Origin of the sequence: Streptomyces sp. KL2 (assembly GCF_046529545.1) — a bacterium.
In the GTDB taxonomy this organism is placed as follows: domain Bacteria; phylum Actinomycetota; class Actinomycetes; order Streptomycetales; family Streptomycetaceae; genus Streptomyces; species Streptomyces radiopugnans.
In genome coordinates this window covers 5,704,234-5,720,429 of record NZ_CP127170.1, presented here as the reverse complement: position 1 = coordinate 5,720,429, position 16,196 = coordinate 5,704,234, and the positions used below count along the sequence as shown (strand labels likewise).

General features: G+C 72.3%; 11 protein-coding genes and 2 pseudogenes. 5 read left to right on the top strand and 8 right to left on the bottom strand.

All coding sequences use genetic code 11. The annotated features are described in order from the left end of the window. Positions 1–91: 91 nt before the first annotated feature. Positions 92–250 (top strand): annotated as a pseudogene (locus tag QPK52_RS25680) (DUF6269 family protein); the annotation flags it as partial. Here QPK52_RS25680 and QPK52_RS25675 read toward each other — a convergent pair. From QPK52_RS25675 to QPK52_RS25660, 4 genes are all read right to left on the bottom strand, one after another. After that, a complete protein-coding gene (locus QPK52_RS25675) occupies positions 206–2,200 on the bottom strand; it encodes a BTAD domain-containing putative transcriptional regulator (protein ID WP_410539864.1) in 1,995 nt (664 codons plus the stop codon). The pseudogene QPK52_RS25680 and the gene QPK52_RS25675 sit on opposite strands and share 45 nt — an antisense overlap. A gap of 208 nt (positions 2,201–2,408) precedes the next feature. Further along, the gene (locus tag QPK52_RS25670; protein WP_410539862.1) at positions 2,409–2,657 is read right to left on the bottom strand and encodes an acyl-CoA carboxylase epsilon subunit; all 249 of its coding nucleotides are present in this window, start codon (positions 2,655–2,657) and stop codon (positions 2,409–2,411) included. Between the two features lie 9 nt (positions 2,658–2,666). After that, the gene (locus QPK52_RS25665; RefSeq protein WP_410539861.1) at positions 2,667–4,247 is read right to left on the bottom strand and encodes an acyl-CoA carboxylase subunit beta; all 1,581 of its coding nucleotides are present in this window, start codon (positions 4,245–4,247) and stop codon (positions 2,667–2,669) included. Between the two features lie 19 nt (positions 4,248–4,266). Further along, positions 4,267–5,343: a polyprenyl synthetase family protein gene (locus tag QPK52_RS25660; RefSeq protein WP_410539860.1), complete on the bottom strand. Its 1,077-nt coding sequence runs from the start codon at positions 5,341–5,343 to the stop codon at positions 4,267–4,269. A gap of 799 nt (positions 5,344–6,142) precedes the next feature. Here QPK52_RS25660 and QPK52_RS25655 point away from each other — a divergent pair. Both QPK52_RS25655 and QPK52_RS25650 read left to right on the top strand, forming a co-directional pair. Beyond that, entirely contained in the window at positions 6,143–8,245 is a 2,103-nt protein-coding gene (locus tag QPK52_RS25655; protein ID WP_410539858.1) for an MMPL family transporter, read from the top strand. Positions 8,246–8,363: 118 nt separating this feature from the next. Continuing rightward, a complete protein-coding gene (locus tag QPK52_RS25650; protein ID WP_410539857.1) occupies positions 8,364–10,385 on the top strand; it encodes an ABC1 kinase family protein in 2,022 nt (673 codons plus the stop codon). Between the two features lie 74 nt (positions 10,386–10,459). On the opposite strand, the gene QPK52_RS25645 is transcribed toward QPK52_RS25650, so the two are convergent. The 4 genes from QPK52_RS25645 to QPK52_RS25630 all read right to left on the bottom strand — a co-directional run bounded on the left by QPK52_RS25645 (position 10,460) and on the right by QPK52_RS25630 (position 13,878). Further along, positions 10,460–11,245 carry an IclR family transcriptional regulator gene (locus QPK52_RS25645; RefSeq protein ID WP_410539856.1) on the bottom strand — a complete coding sequence of 262 codons (786 nt, stop codon included), beginning with the start codon at positions 11,243–11,245 and terminating at the stop codon, positions 10,460–10,462. 259 nt (positions 11,246–11,504) lie between these two features. Continuing rightward, positions 11,505–12,014 carry a hypothetical protein gene (locus tag QPK52_RS25640; RefSeq protein WP_410539855.1) on the bottom strand — a complete coding sequence of 170 codons (510 nt, stop codon included), beginning with the start codon at positions 12,012–12,014 and terminating at the stop codon, positions 11,505–11,507. A 215-nt stretch (positions 12,015–12,229) separates the two neighbouring features. Continuing rightward, the gene (locus tag QPK52_RS25635) at positions 12,230–13,021 is read right to left on the bottom strand and encodes a LuxR family transcriptional regulator (protein ID WP_410539854.1); all 792 of its coding nucleotides are present in this window, start codon (positions 13,019–13,021) and stop codon (positions 12,230–12,232) included. Positions 13,022–13,086: 65 nt separating this feature from the next. Continuing rightward, entirely contained in the window at positions 13,087–13,878 is a 792-nt protein-coding gene (locus QPK52_RS25630) for a DNA-binding response regulator (protein WP_410539852.1), read from the bottom strand. 673 nt (positions 13,879–14,551) lie between these two features. On the opposite strand from QPK52_RS25630, the gene QPK52_RS25625 reads away from it, so the two are divergent. Together QPK52_RS25625 and QPK52_RS25620 are read left to right on the top strand one after the other, a co-directional pair. Beyond that, complete coding sequence (locus tag QPK52_RS25625; protein WP_410539850.1) at positions 14,552–15,070, top strand: 4'-phosphopantetheinyl transferase family protein; 519 nt, start codon at positions 14,552–14,554, stop codon at positions 15,068–15,070. Positions 15,071–15,577: 507 nt separating this feature from the next. After that, positions 15,578–15,856 (top strand): annotated as a pseudogene (locus tag QPK52_RS25620) (hypothetical protein); the annotation flags it as partial. Positions 15,857–16,196 lie beyond the last annotated feature (340 nt).

Below are 16,196 nucleotides of genomic sequence, written 5' to 3'. Positions count from 1 at the left end.
GAGTACAGGCCGCCGCAGGAATCCGTATGCACGGTCGTGCGAACGTGGTGGCGCGAGGGCCGGGAAGAGCTTGGAAGCACAGGGAGGAACGATGCACGACGACACGGACGACCCGTTCCACGTCCAGCATCTTCTGGATGTTCTGACGGAGATCGAACTTCGGGGCGCCACGGACCGGGAGCTGCCGGTGCACGACAGCGCGATCCTACTGGCGGCCTACGTCGAACACCTGGTGGACCGAGGGCAGGCACACGATCCGGACCCCGGCGCGTTCGAGCTGACGCACCGGCTGGACGAAGGACACGCCGACGCCTGAGCCGCTCCCCGGAGGGAGGGCGCCGACCGGCCGGCCGGCGGAGAGCCGGGCGGGCGGGTGGCCAGAACCGCCGGCGCGCGTCGTCGCCTCTTCCCGGGCCGCGAGCCGCATCAGCGGTGTGAAGCGGTATCGCAGCCACACCTCGCCGTCGGCGCACCGCGTCTCCAGGATCCCCGCGCCGGCCAGGCTTTCCAGCAGTTCCTCGGTTTCGTCGCAGGAGGTGCCCAGCAGCTCTGCGGCGTCCGGAGGCGTCAGCGGAACGGGCCCGATCGCCGCCAGGGCGCCGCAGTCCCTCCTGGCGGCCTCGTCCAGCGGGTCCAGGGCCGCACGCAGGCGACCGCGCACGTCGAGGCTGCCGAACCGGAGTTCGTCCAGCCTGCGCCCCTCGGGGGCCAGCCGGTCGGCGAGCCTGGCGATCCGCCACTGCTGACAGGCCGCCAGACGGGATCCGGCGACGCGCAGGGCGAGGGGCAGCCCGTCACATGCCTGCACCACCCGGGCGGCCGCCTCGGGTTCGGCCGCGACCCGTTCCTCTCCCACGACTGCGGCCAGCAGGCGACGGGCCTCGTCCGCGTCCATGGGCCCGAGCCGCACCAGCTTGGTGCCCTCCAGCGAGGCCAGGGTGGAGCGGATCCCGGTGACGAGGGTGCGGTTGCCGTCGCCGCCCGGCAGCAGGGGGCGCACCTGGGCGTCGTCGGCGGCGTTGTCCAGGACGACGAGCGCGCGCCGTCCGGCCATCAGGGTCCGGTAGAGGTGGGCGCGCTCGTCGAGCGTGGTGGGCAGCTCGCCGTCCACGGCGCCCAGGGCACGCAGGAACCAGCCGAGGGCCTGCGCCGGATCGCGGGGGGTGCCGTCGGGGGAGCGCAGGTCGGCGTAGAGCAGACCGTGGGGGAACTCGGCACGGCTCCGGCAGGCGGCCCTCACGGCGAACGCGGACTTCCCGGTGCCGGGGGGTCCGGTGACGAGGACGTCCTGGTGGGCGTGGAGGGCGGCGAGCACGTCCGCGGTCTCGGCCGTGCGCCCGGTGAAGTCCCCGGCTCCGGCGGGCAGCATCACCGGGACGAGCCCGTCCCCGAGGCCGCCGCCGTGGTGCGGCGCGCGGACCTCCGGTGCCGACAGGGTGACGCTGTGGCGCTCGGGGGCCCGGGGAGGGGGGAGGACGCCCCTGAGGATCTGCTGGTGGAGGGCGCGCAGAGCGGGACCGGGGTCGATTCCGAGCTCCTCCGCCAGGACGCGGCGCCCCTCCTCGTACACCGTCAGCGCTTCGGCCTGACGACCGCAGCGGTACAGGGCGACCATCAACTGGCCGCGGATCCGCTCGCGCACCGGGTGCTGCGCGGCCAGGCCGGTCAGCGCGGTCACGATGTCGGCGTGCCGGCCCAGGGCGAGCGCGGCGTCGGCATGGTTCTCCTGGGCGCTGACCCGGGCCTCCTCCAGGCCCGGGGCCTCGGCGTCGGCCAGGTAGGGGGTGACGTCGCGCAGGGCGGGGCCGCGCCACAGGGCGAGCGCCTCGGCCAGACGGCGTTCGGCACCGGCGTACCGGCCGGCGAGGAGATCGGCGCGGCCGGCCTCGGCCAGCCGCCGGAAGACGTCCCAGTCGAACACGGCGTCGCCGATGTCCATCCGGTACCCGCGGCCGATCCGCTCCAGCTTCAGTCCTGAGCCGATGCGGGTGCGCAGCCGCGACACGTACGTGTACAGCCGGCTGGTGCGGACGGCCACCCGTTCCCAGCCCCACAGAAGGGCGACGAGCCGATCGTCGGTCAGGCTCCGGCAGTGGGCGAGCAGCAGCGCCGCGAGAACGGTGCGCTGCTTGCAGCCGTCGAGCGGGATCGCGCGGCCGTCGACCTCGGCCGTCACCGGGCCGAGGACCTTGAAGTCCATGAGGAGTCTCCTCGTTCCGCGGACCCGCTGGTTCTCGGGGCCGACTGCCGCAAAACCGTGCTCTCCGGGGGCCTTTCCCGGTGCCGTCCCTCGCCTGCCGGCCCCGGCGCGTCCCGGGTGCCGGGAGACCGTCGTGGAGCGCTCCGCTATCGGGGGCGCCCGCACGGCCTGGCCCGCCCGGCCCGGTCGGCAGGCAGTCCTTGCGACCCTACGCCGTGGACGGCGCGCCGCCGGTCCACGCCTCCGTCCTTCCGGCCGCCCAGGAGGCGGGCGGGGGTACGCAGGGGCGTCGCCACATCGCGGGCGCGACGGGCCGGGCGGCCCGGCCGGAAGGGAGCGGCGCGGACAGGGCGGTGAGCAGGGCGGCGACGGCGGCCAGTTCCTCCGGTGCCGGGCTGCCGCTGATCACCTTGAACAGGACGGGCCCCAGCGGCCCTTCGAGTGCTGTCGCGGACACGGGGTCTCCTCACTGGGGCGGGTTGCCGTGCTTGCGGGCGGGCAGGTCGGCGTGCTTGGTGCGGAGCATGGCCAGGGCGCCGATGAGGACGCCGCGGGTGTCGGCGGGGTCGATGACGTCGTCGACCAGGCCGCGCTCGGCCGCGTAGTAGGGGTGCATCAACTCGGCCTTGTACTCCTTGACCAGCTCCGCCCGGGTGGCCTCGGGATCGTCGGCGGCGGCGATCTGCCGCCGGAAGATCACACCCGCCGCGCCCTCGGCGCCCATCACCGCGATCTCGTTGGTCGGCCAGGCATAGGTCAGGTCCGCACCGATGGACTGGGAGTCCATCACGATGTACGCACCCCCGTAGGCCTTGCGCAGCACCAGCGAGATCCGCGGCACGGTGGCGTTGCAGTACGCGTACAGCAGCTTCGCGCCGTGCCGGATGATCCCGCCGTGCTCCTGGTCCACCCCCGGCAGGAAACCGGGCACGTCCAGCAGGGTGACGATGGGGATGTTGAACGCGTCGCACATCTGCACGAAACGGGCGGCCTTCTCGGAGGCGTGGATGTCCAGCACCCCGGCCAGCTGCTGGGGCTGGTTGGCCACCACGCCCACCACCTGGCCGTCCAGCCGGGCCAGCGCGCAGATGATGTTGGTGGCCCAGCGCTCGTGGACCTCCAGCATCTCGCCGTCGTCGACGATCTCCTCGATCACCGCCCGCATGTCGTAGGGGCGGTTGCCGTCGGCCGGCACCAGGTCGTACAGCACCTCGCTGCGCCGGTCGGCCGGGTCGGCGCACTCGGTGCGCGGCGGGTTCTCCCGGTTGTTGGACGGCAGCAGGGACAGCAGATAGCGGACCTCCTCCAGGCAGGTGGCCTCGTCGTCGTAGGCGAAGTGCGCCACCCCGGAGGTCGCGGCGTGCACATCCGCCCCGCCCAGCCCGTTCTGGCTCACCTGCGCGCCGGTGACCGCCTGGACCACGTCGGGGCCGGTGATGAACATCTGCGAGGTCTCGCGGACCATGAACACGAAGTCGGTCAGCGCCGGCGAGTACGCCGCCCCGCCCGCGCACGGCCCCAGCATCACCGAGATCTGCGGGATCACCCCGGACGCCTTGGTGTTGCGGCGGAAGATGCCGCCGTAGCCGGCCAGCGCCACCACGCCCTCCTGGATGCGGGCGCCGGCCCCGTCGTTGAGGGAGACCAGCGGCGCACCGGCCGCGATGGCCATGTCCATGATCTTGTGGATCTTGCTCGCGTGGGCCTCGCCCAGCGCCCCGCCGAAGATGCGGAAGTCGTGGGCGTAGACGAAGACGGTACGGCCCTCGACCGTGCCCCAGCCGGTGACCACCCCGTCGGTGTACGGCCTGCGGTCCTCCAGGCCGAAACCGGTGGCGCGGTGCCGGCGCAGCGGCTCCACCTCCTGGAACGACCCCTCGTCCAGCAGCAGTTCGATCCGCTCGCGCGCGGTCAGCTTGCCCTTGGCATGCTGGGCCTCGGTGGCCTTCGGGGCGCCCTGGAGCACCTCCCGGCGCCTGCGGGCGAGTTCCGCGACCCTGTGGTGCGTGGCCGCCCGTTCGGTTCGAGGGGCTGTCTCCTGCGGCATGGCCAACTCCCTGTTCCTCTCAGCCGGTACGGAAGGCCACGAAGTCGCAGAGGGCGTCGAGTGTGCGGCGCGCCGGCAGTGGCGGCAGAGACTCGAGCGCCTCCTTCGCCCTGGCCAGCCGCTGGTGCATGATCGCCTCGGCACGGGCGGTGGCCCGCGAGGAGGGGAAGAGTTCGAGGACCCGCAGGTGCCAGTCGGCTCCGGCAGCGGACCCGGCCTCGATCAGTTCGCGCAGTTCGGCGTCGCGCGGGTCGGTGTCCTCCCGGGCGAGCAGCACCGGGAGGCTAGGGACTCCGGCGAGCAGGTCCTGGCCCCGCTCCTTGCCGGTGAAGGCATCGGGGGAGGAGAGGTCCAGCAGGTCGTCGGCGATCTGGAACGCGATGCCGAGCTGTTCGCCGTACTCGATGAGGATGTCGGCGACCGCTTCGGGCGCGCCGGCCTGGAGGGCGCCGACTCCCAGGGCCATGGCCAGCAGCGCGGCGGTCTTGCCGGCCGTCACCTGGAGGTAGTGCTCGACGGGGTCCTCCCCCGGCGCGGGCCCGGCCAATTCGCGCAGTTGGCCCGCGATCAGCCGGTTCGCCGTGTCGGCGTTGAGGCTGAACGCCCCGGGCACCAGGTCGGCGGCGAGCCGGGCGGCCCTGGCCAGCAGCCAGTCCCCGCCCAGGACGGCCATCCGGTTGCCCCACAGGACGTTGGCGGTGGGGGCACCGTGGCGGGTGGCGGCCCGGTCCACCACGTCGTCGTGGTAGAGCGAGGCGACGTGGACGAGTTCGGCGACGACGGCCGCCTGGACGACGCCCTCCCGCGACGGGTCCCCGAACTCCGCAGCGAGCAGTGCCAGGAGCGTTCGCAGCCGCTTGCCGCCCGTGGCCGTCAGATGCCCGGTGAGTTCCGCCGCCCTGGGATCGGGGGCGTCTCGGGAGCAGGCCCGGAGCCGCCTTTCGGCAGCGGCCAGCGCCCGGCCCAGACGGGCCTCGAAGTCCGGCCGGTTCGGACCGAGCCGGCTCAGGAGCACGGAGGAATACGACAGAGGGCCGTCCGGTGAAGCGGGCAGCGGAGCCTCGTACAACTGCTTTGCGGTCACGAGGAAACTCATCCTGTCGAGCCTACGGGACGGAAATCTCGGTCGGTTGCCTTCGACCGTGATCCTCGCAGTCCGCCAAACGAGCGACAACCGGCCTGACATGAAGGTGCCACCGTCCGCCCCGATGCCGCGAGGCCCGAAGTCCGGAAACGGAGATTCGGGGGAACGGTGAAACGGCGAACGACATGGGCGGTAATTCCGCGTCCGGCCGTCCGGCCCGCGGTCCTCGCCCCGGCCGTGTGCCGCCGGGTCCGGCCGGGGAGCGCCCCCAGGGCGCCGGACGTCTCCGGGGCGGGGCGCGCACGCCGGGACCGTCCGCCGCCGCGGGGTTCTCCGGAACCCGGTGGCGGCGCCGGACGCGCCGAAGGAAACGAACGGCGAGTCCCGTGAACTGTTCTGCCGGCAACGGTTTTCCTTTTGATCCGGAAGCTTCGGGCGGGATTTTTCACCCTCCGTCACCATGCCGTGGAAGCGCGGTGGCCGAGGAGGTCCCGATGATTTACCGCCGGCTTCGTTCCGGCATACGGTTTGCGGGAATTCGGCAGGCGCCGGCCGGATCGGCCCGCGGGCGGTGAGGGTTCGGCCGGGGCAGCCGTCGCGGTCGCTTCCCGGGTGCGCTCCCGCCGGCCGCGCTCCGGCGGGGGCGGGACGGCCTGCCGGCGGCGAACGGCAACTTGATGCCAGATGCCGCTGGTGGCCGACGGTGACGGACGCGCGCGGAAGACAATCGGTCCGCCTTATGAACCCCCTTTCGAAGGAGCCTCCCCCCATGTTCGGACGGGTCGGACGGTCCGCCGTCAGACATCCTTGGTTGACCATATTGGTGTGGGTGATCGCGGCGATGGGCACGGCGGCTCTGGCTCCGCCCCTGAAACCGGTCAGCGACCAGGCCGAATTCCTCCCCTCGCACTACGAGTCGGTGCGGGCCGGGGAACTCCAGGGACGTGCTTTCCCGCAGCAGGAGCAGCCTGCCTCCGTGATGGTCTTCCGCCGTGACGACGGCGGCAAGCTGACCGAGGAGGACCTGGCGGACGTGCAGAAGGTCGCCGCCGGTCTGGAGAAGGCCGGGCTGGACAAGATCAAGAAGGTGGAGACCAGCGCGCAGGCCGTCTCCCCCAACCGCGAGATCGCCCTGGCGGGCATCGTCGCGACCACCAAGGACCCCTACAACCCCGATCTGCTCGATTCGATCAAGCAGATGCGGGAGGAGGCCAAGCCCCTTCTGAAGGGCACCTCCCTGCACATGGGGATCACCGGAGCCTCGGCGACCACGCTGGACACCCTGGAGTCCTCGGGTGACACCGACGCCATGATCATGATGGCGACCCTGGTGCTGATCGTCGTGCTGCTGGCCGCGATCTTCCGCAGCCCGCTGATCGCGATCCTGCCGGTCCTGGTCATCACCCTGGTCTTCGTGGTGGCCACCGGGCTGATCTCCACCGCCGCCGAGTTCGGCGGGTTCCAGGCGGACGCCTCGATCGGGTCCATCCTGATCGTGGTGCTGTTCGGCGTCGGCACCGACTACATCCTGTTCCTGCTCTTCCGCTACCGGGAGTTCCTGCGCCTGGGGCAGGAGCCGAAGGAGGCCATGGGCGAGGCCGTCGCCCGGGTCGGGGAGACCATCGCCTCGGCCGCCGGCGCCGTGATCGCCGCGTTCCTCGCCCTGCTGCTGTCCTCCCTGGGCATGCTGCGGGCCATGGGGCCCGCCCTGGCGATCTCGGTCGCCGTCACCCTGCTGGCCGCGCTGACGCTGGTGCCCGCGGTCTTCTCGCTGCTGGGCACCAAGGCGTTCTGGCCGTCCAAGGCATGGCGCAGGGAACCGCGGCACGGGCTCGCCGCCCGGACCGCCTCCCTCACCGCGCGCCGCCCCGCCCTCGTCGCCGCCGCCTCCGGCGGTCTGCTGGCCGTGCTGGCCGCGGGCGTCCTCAACCTCACCACAGTCTTCGACAACGCCGGTTCGCTGCCGAAGAACCTGGAGTCGGTACAGGCGGCGGAGACGCTCGAGCGCGGCTTCTCGGCCGGCCAGACCGACCCGACCCAGGTGTTCCTGGAGGCGGAGGACGGCGGCAAGCTGGAGCGGAGCCAGGTCCTCGCCTACGAGAAGGAGCTGTCCGCGGCCGGCCTCGGGCAGGTCACACCCGCGGTCCTCAACCCCGAGGGCAGCGTCGCCCGGTTCGGTGTGGTGCTCAAGCACAAGCCGGACAGCACCCAGGCCATCGACGTGGTCTCCGGACCGCTGCGCGACGCCGCCCACCAGGCCGCGCCGGAGGGCACCCGAGTCCTGGTCGGCGGCACCTCGGCGGTGCTCGCCGACATCCAGCACGCCACCCACCGCGACTACTCCGTGGTCTTCCCGGCCGCCGGAATCGCGATCATGGTGATCCTCGGTCTGCTGCTGCGCAGCGTCGTCGCCCCCTGGTACCTGATGCTCGCGGTCGGCCTGGGCTTCGCCGCGACGCTGGGCTCCACCGTCTGGCTCTTCCAGAACCTCATGGGCGAGGCCGGTCTGCCCTTCACACTGCCCGTGATCGTCTACCTGTTCGTCGTCGCGATCGGCACCGACTACAACATCCTGGTGGTGGCCCGGCTGCGCGAGGAGGTCAAGCGCGGTAACGCCCCGGCGCAGGCCGTCCGCCAGGCGATCACCCACTCGGCGTCGACCATCGGCACGGCGGCCGCCATCCTCGCGGGCACCTTCGGCGTCCTGCTGCTGGCCCAGAACTCCATGCTTCAGCAGATGGGCTTCGCCGTGGCCTTCGGCATCCTGCTCACCGCCTTCGTGATGGCCCTGCTGCTGGTGCCCGCCGTGACGACCCTGCTCGGTCACCGGACGTGGTGGCCCGGCCGCGTCACGCCGGACACCGAGCCGGAGGAGGCTCCGGCGCCGGAACCCGCCCTCGCCCGGCACGGGTGACGGACGGGAATGCCGCCCGGCCCCCGGGGGCCGGGCGGCGCTCCTCCTCGCGGAGGGGCGCCGGGCATCTTGTGCCCGTGTCGTCCGACGGCACGGAACAGCTCCTACGATCAGCGGGGTGAAACCAGTCGCCGTTCTCCTGATAGCCGCGGCCGGCGCTCTGCTCGGCCCGATGATCATGGCTGTCGTGGCCCGCAGACTGCTCGGACTGCGAATCGGCAGGGTCCGCGCCCTTCTCACCGGGTGCGTGGGACTGCTGGCCGCAGGAGTGGTCGGCACTCCGATGGGTCCCGCGGCGAGCCGCGCCCCGCTGGTGACCGTGCAGCTCGGCGCGGCTCTGATCGCCGCCATGATCTTCCTGGCGCTCTCCGAGGCCGTGGTCCCCAGCGGGTCGGTGCGCGGCGTGGTCCGCTGGCCCGGTGCGGTGCGCCGCAGGCTGGCGCGCAGCCGGCGCTACACGCAACTCAGCAGAATCGCCGTGCGGCACGGGCTGCGGCGCTTCCTGACCGGCCGGCCCCGACGCGCCGGCAAGAGCCCGCAGGAACAGGCGGAACTGGCCCGGTCCCTGCGGCTGGCGCTGGAGGAGGCGGGAGCCACCTTCGTCAAGCTGGGCCAGGTGCTCTCCTCCCGTTACGACCTGCTGCCCGACGTGTTCGTCGACGAACTGAGCTCGTTGCAGCACGAGGTCGCCCCTGAACCCTGGCCCGACATCGAGCGGGTGCTGGCCGAGGAACTGGGAGCCTCGCCGGTGGAGGTGTTCGCGGAGTTCGACCCCGAGCCGCTGGCAGCCGGTTCCATGGCCCAGGTGCACCGGGCCCGGCTGCGCGGCGGCCAGGCGGTGGCCGTCAAGGTGCAGCGGCCGGGCGCCCGTCAGATCGTGGAGCGCGACCTGGACATCCTCTTCCGGATCAGCGACATGCTGGAGCGGCACACCCAGTGGGGCCGGACCGTCGGCTCCCGTGAGCTGGTGCAGGGATTCGCCGATTCGCTCCACGAGGAACTGGACTTCCGCACCGAGGCCCGCAACACCGTGGCCGTGGCCGCGAACGCCGCCCCGTCGGGGGACACCGGGCCCGCGGGCGGGGCCGGCGGCGGAGCGCAGCAGAGCGCGAAGGACCAGAGCTTTGACACCGCGCCGCGCGTGCGGTTCCCCCGGGTCCACCAGGAACTGTGCAGCGAACGGGTGCTGGTCGTCGAGTGGCTCGACGGGGTCACCCTGAACCGGGCCGACGCCGTCATCGACGCGCGCGGCCTGGACCGCGGGGAACTCGCCCGTGACCTGCTCGGCTGCCTGCTGGGGCAGATCATGTCCGAGGGCGTCTTCCACGCCGACCCCCATCCCGGGAACATCCTGATCCTGGAGGACGGCAGGCTGGGCCTGGTGGACTTCGGCTCCCTGGGCCGGATCGACCAGATGCTCCGCTCCAGCCTGCGCAACCTGCTCATGGCGATCGACCGCGGCGATCCGCTGGCGATGTCCGACGCCCTGCTGGAACTGGTCGAGCGCCCCGAGGAGATCGACGAGGAGCGCTTCAAGCGCGCGCTGGGCCGCTTCACGGCCCGCCACCTGACCTCGGGCGCTCCCCCGAGCCACGAGATGTTCACCGACCTGTTCGTGATCGTGGCCCAGTACGGACTCACCGTGCCGCCCGAGGTGGCCGCGGCCTTCCGCGCGCTGACCACCGTGGAGGGCTCCTTGAACCGGCTCATGCCGGGATTCGACATCGTCGAGGAGGCACGTTCCTTCGCCTCCCGCGAGCTCACCCGCAGACTCTCCCCCGAGCACCTGAGCCGGTCCCTGGCGGACGAGGCCGCCGCCGTGCTGCCGATGCTGCTGCGGCTGCCGCGCCGGGTGGAGCGCATCAGCAGCGCGCTCGAGCACGGCAGACTCAGCGTCAGCGTACGGCTGCTCGCGGACGAGCGGGACCGACGCTTCATACGGGGCATCGTCCGTGACGTGCTGCTCGCCTTCCTCGGCGGACTGACCGGGGTCCTGGGCATGCTGCTGCTGGCCGCCGAGGGCGGCCCCCGCATCTCCGACTCACTGAGGCTGTTCGACGTCTTCGGTTACAACCTGCTGCTGGTCAGTACGGTGCTGGTGCTGCGGGTGCTCTTCACGATCACCAAGCCGCAGCAGTGAGGGCGCCGGTGTCCGGCCGCGGCCGGACACCGGCGGGCCCTGCCCGCAGCGGTCGCGGCGGGTGGCCACCGCCGTCATCGCCCCCTCGGCACGGCCGGTGCGCGCGGCGCGGCCGGTGCGGTGCGGGCTCGCTGCAGCGCGTCCCCCAGTTCGGCAGCCGAGTCGAACATGGCCGCGCCGAGCCGCCGGCTGGGGACCAGGCCCATCCGGCTCGGCGTACCCGACGCCGACAGCGCGGCGACCACCCGGCCGTCCCCGCCACGCACGGGCACGGCGTACGCGACCTCGCCGGGCACCATGACGTCGGCTCCCCTGGCCCAGCCGCGGCGACGCACCTGGGAGAGATGGCCGGCGGTGAACCGGGCGCCGCGCAGCCCGTGGTAGATCTCCTCGGGCTCCTCCCAGGCGAGCAGCACCAGGGCGACCGCACCAGCGGTGACGGGTCTGGCCGTGCCCACCGGCGCCCTCTCGGCGCCGCCGGGTCCGGCCGCACCGTCCGCGGAGGTCGCGACGCAGACCTGCACCCTCCCGCGGCGCCGCACGATGCGTGCTTCCAGCCCGGTCGCGGCGTGCAGCTCGGCCAGCACCGGAGCCGCCGCCCGGACCAGCCGGTCGTAGCGCGCCTGCACCGCCAGGGCGCCGAACCTGGGGCCGAGGACGAACCGTCCGCGGCAGTCGCGGGTGAGCAGCCCGAGCCGTTCCAGTGCCACCGCGATCCGGTACACGGTGGGACGGGCGAGGCCGCTGCGGGAGACCAGTTCGCTCAACGGCGCCGGGGCCTGCTCCACGATCTCCAGCAGTACGGACGCCTTGTCGAGCACGCCCACCCCGCTGACCCACTCCCGGGCCGCCGTGGTCATCGCCGGACCGCCGCAGGTCTGCGGCGGAGGCGGCCGCCGGAGGGCGTCTCCGCGGCGGAGCCCTCACCAGCGGTCCGCGCCCGGGCGCGCCCGGCGTGGCCCGCCGTGTCGCCCGGGCCGCCGCCGTCGACGCACGCCACCGCCTGGCGGCCCGGCAGCCGCCTGCGCAGCGGCGCCGAAACGGCGTGAGGACACAGCCGGATGTGGTCGGTGCCAGGTGGCATGGTGTTCCGCTCTCCTCCCCCGCGCGGGATGGTCGTCAGTCCAGGGCGCCGGGACCGTCCCCGGACACCGCTTCGATGTCCGGGGCGGTCCGGCGGATCAGTCCCGCCCGGCTGCCGCCGAGGGGGCCGGTGTGGGCGCGCACGTTCCGCCCCCGGCCTGCCGGCGAGGTGAGCCGGCGGGCTGCGGCCCCGGTCCGGTCGCCGCCGTACGGCCGCGCGGCGGCGTTGGCCACCCCGGCGGCGAGGGCGGCGTACCCGCCCAGGCGGCGGCCCGCGCAGGCGGCCGCGGGCCCGCCGGGCGCCCCGCCCCGCACCGCCCCGCAAGGGACGGTCACCGCGCCGGCGTACATCGGGAGCTGCGCCGGGCCGGCGCGCCGGAGCCCTCCGGCCGGGGTGCGGAGCAGCGGTTCGGGGAGGTCCTCCCCGGCGGCCCGGGGGATTCCCGCGGTCACGTCCCGGGACAGGGGGCCGTTCCGGGGCCCGCCCATCGCCTGCCTCGGCCTCCCCGGGCCGGGGAACACCAGGCCGACCGGCCGCTGAGTCATGGATCCGCCTTCCGCACGGAAATGCACCGAGGCAACGGGGACCCGCCGGTGCCAGGGCCAAGGCATGCGGGTCCCCGCGTACCGGCGGCCTGCGGGGGGTGTGGCGGGCCGCCGGGGACGGGAAGGCCCTTGAACCGGAACTCCGTCCCCGGCCCCATCCAACTGTGCGGCGCGGGAGAGGGGCAACGCCCGTTTCATGAAGCTGCCAGGCCGCTTCACGGGCCGGGATCACCGCCCTGTCCGGGCCCCGTCGTGGGCGGGAGCAGTCCCAGCTCCGCGGCCCGGACCCCCGCCTGGAAGCGAGAGCTGGCCCCGAGCAGCGTCATGATCTCCGCGACGTAGCGCCGGTAGGTCCGCACGGAGACCGTCAGTTCGCGGGCGGCGACCTCGTCGGTGACCCCGGCCCGCAGGGCGGAGAGAATCTGCCGGATCAGCAGTGCCCTGTCACGGTCGCCGAAGACGATGCGCTCGCCGACGGGCACCGAGCTGCACCAGATGCTCTCGAACAGGGTGTGCAGGACCTGCAGCACCTCGGGAGCCTTGATGAGGGAGGCCCGGCGGCCGGCCGCGGACCCGGCCACCACCAGGGCGGCGGTGTCGTCCGTGGTCAACACCTCCAACGGCGGCAACCGGGCCACCCGGACCGCCACCGGCCCGTCCCCGTCCGGCCGCCGGCGCAGCAGGGACTTCTCGATCAGTTCCGGACTGACCAGCAGCCGCGTCGGGACCGTGTCCCGCGCGTACTGCAACAGACCGTTCTCCATCCATCCGACGCCCTCCAACTGCTCGCCGGGGCCCGGCGCCCGGGAGTGCAGGACGTCGACGCTCTCCTCGGCCCTCTCGATCAGTTCCCGGGCGACACGCATGATTTTCCCGTAGCCCCCGGTGACCGCCGTGATGAGCTGCTCCCGCCTGCTGCGGTCGCGATGGATGACCATGGTCGACTCAATCAGCTCCCTGACCTGTAGAAGGGCGTACTCGAACTCGTCCCCGGGACGTCTGCACACGCTGTGACCCCACAATCACCGTCGGCAGTTCGTTCTCACGGTTACTTCACACCGGCCGCACCGCGTCACACGGCGGGTCGCTGCTCCTGCGGCAGCAACCCCAACTCGACCGCGCGCACGCCGGCCTGGAAACGGGAGGACGCGTCGAGTTCCCGCATGATCTCGGCGACATGCCGCCGGTAGGTGCGCAGCGACACCTGCAGGTCACGCGCGGCGGTGGCGTCGGTGTCCCCGGCCCGCAGCCGCTCCAGGATGCGGCGCGTGAACTCGGTGCGCAGCCGGGGGCTCAGTTCCGTGTGGCCGAGGAACCTGCGCCCGCGCGACCACGCGCTCGCGTAGAGCAGCTCCAGAGCGCTGACCGCCGTGGTGTCGGTGACGATCGCCGCCCGGCCGCCCCCCTCCCCGCCGGAGGCGGACCGCAGGAACGCCAGCGTGCCGTCGACCACCACCAGTCCGTTCAGCTCGTGCCGGAACACCCGGACCGCCGACGGGCGGCGGGACCGGTTGAGCGCCACGTCGACGGCGGCGGGAGTGCACAGGACGCGCACGACCACTCCGCTCGGCACCTGTTCCAGACTCCTCAGGACAGCCTCGGCGAACACGGCGCAGCCGGTGAGCGTCACGCTCACCGAGCGCCGGGCCCGCAGCACGAGCCGCTCCAGGGTCTCGGCGGTCACCGCGCCGTCGGTCCGCATCACCCCCGACACCGCGGCCGGACGCCGGCGGTGCAGGGAGACCGTGGACTCGATCAGTGCACGAGCCTGCAACAGCGTCTGCTCCAGGTGAGCGGCGTGGCTCTGGGCAGCGCTCCCCTCCAGCCCGCTGACACCTGGAAGATCGAATGCAGTACCTGCCACGTGTGATTCCCCCCATGATCGTTCAAAGCCTGCGTGCCCTTTCGCGCGTCTCAGCCCCGGTTCCTCAGCCGGGCGACCCGGGCTGCCACCGCCGATCCGCCCGGCGCTTATTGAAAAAGCAAATACTTCGCACCGAACGCATGACGCCTTGCCCCCCGGACAGTGATCCGCACGTTACGTCTCAGCCAGTGAGATCGTCTCGCAGTATGGCTGAAATCAAATGCAGAGAACCACAACTCTTCGCCAATATTCGACCTTTCCCCCTACCGCGCTGTCAGCAAGATGCAAGCCAGGTAACGGAATCAGTGGTTCCGATTCCACATCCGTCACTCCTGGCCTACGGTTCGCCACCTAGAGTGATATCGGTGTCCGCTTGCGGACATCCGATGGCCGACCCTGGCCTCTCTCTGACACGGGAACCTACGGTGACCCGGTGCCTACAGGACACATACGGCCTCCCGGTCCCGCAACCTCTTTGACGCCCAATCGCCACGCCACCGTCACTCACGTGTGGTGGTGGAAAGTGTCACCCAAAGGATCAAGCAGGACCGATATCGCCATTCTCGACACCGCAGAACGCAGTCGTGCAGACCAAATGAAATCCGCCGCCGCGGCCAACGAGTTCATTACCTGCCGAGCAGCAGTGCGTCGCATATTGTCCGAGTTTCTTCAAGTGCCGACCGGCTCGATAACAATTGGCCGGAACCCCTGCCCCAAGTGCCACAGCCGGCAGCACGGCCCACCCGCGATCCACCGCCCCGCCACCGACCGGTGGATCAGCATCTCCCACACCGCCGGCCTCGGCCTGCTGGCCGTCTCCCCCTTCCCCGTCGGCGTCGATGTCGAGGCGGTCCGCCAGGTACGCACCGACGAACTCGCCGACACCACCACCACCCCCGCCGAACGACGCGCACTGCTCGCCCAACCAGCGGGCACCGCCCGCAGCACGGCGTTCCTCCGCTGCTGGACCCGCAAGGAAGCCGTCCTGAAAGCCACCGGCGTCGGCATCGGCTCCGACCTGAACCAACTGGAAACCCGCTTCTGGGCCCCCGGCCCCGCCCACATCACCACCAACGCCACCGGCACCCCCACCACCTGGCGCGTGGACACCCTCCCCCTCCCCCACCCCTGGATCGCCGCCCTCGCCCTCCCCCACCACACCCCCCACGCCGTCACCCTCCAACACCACTGAACAACCGCCGCACCCCCGGCACCTCCGCCCCCCACAGGCAGACAAACCCGAAGAAAGACCCGGCATCACCTGCGCGTCGGAGGTCGTTCCCTTTCCGAACCTCTTGTGCGGTTCCTGCCGGTCAGGCATGGGATCGCCGTTGCTGCGGGAGTCTTGGCCCGCTACCGGCCGAGACGTCCTGGGGGCGGCCGGGCGGCGGCTCATGAGCATGGTCATCGGCCACAGGACGACGGTCTCGCTGGTGTCGGTGCGGCACTCGTAGTCACGGACAGGGCGCCGGCTGCGCGGGAGCCGGGCGGAGGATCTCTCCACGACCCAGCGGCGGGGCAGGATCTGGAAACCTTGGACGTCGTCGTTGCGGCGGACGATGTCGAGGACCACTCCGAGGTGCCGGCCGGTCCGGTCGGTGAGGTGTCCGGTGTAGCCTCCGGCTCAGATGCGCGCCGGCCTCCGTTCATGTTGCTGATGCCGGCATCGCGGACGATGAGCCCGTCCGGGCACCAAGGGATCGTCGCCGAGCTCGCGTTGTGGGCCACACCGGATGCAGCCGCAGAACTCGCGGCACATCCGCATCCCGAGGTCCGCCGCGCTGTGGCGGCGAGCGAGGCAGCACCTTCGGCCGTGCTGACGGCCGGGGAGGGTCTGTCCCCGGCGCGACGCTGTCCGGTCCGTGACCGCGAGGAGACCCCCTTCGTACACGGTCCGCGGTGCCCGTGGTTCGAGTGCGAGCTGCCGCCGGGCGCCTCCTGCGGCGGCTCCCGCGAGTCCACCGTCCACGCCATGCGGGAGTCCACGCCATGTGGGAGGTGGCGGTCCGTAACCGTGCCACCTTCGTCGAAGCCGTCGGCGCCACGGAACCCACAGGGCTCTCGGGTTGTGGAGTTGAGGCGTCCAGCACCTCACTCAACGGCACGGGAGCTCCGTGCGTTGCGGTCGGCCCGCCCGTCACCCGCACGGGGACCAGCCTGAAAGGACTCGGTGACTGTGGGTAGGCTCCGGCGCATGGGGGGCCGAAGAGGCATGGACTTAGGCATTTCGCTGCAGCGCACGTGGGCGCGGAGGCCCTTCAGGGGGAGCGGCGGGCATGCTTCTGCGCTGTCCCCCCAACTGCGGCACGGTATCGCCG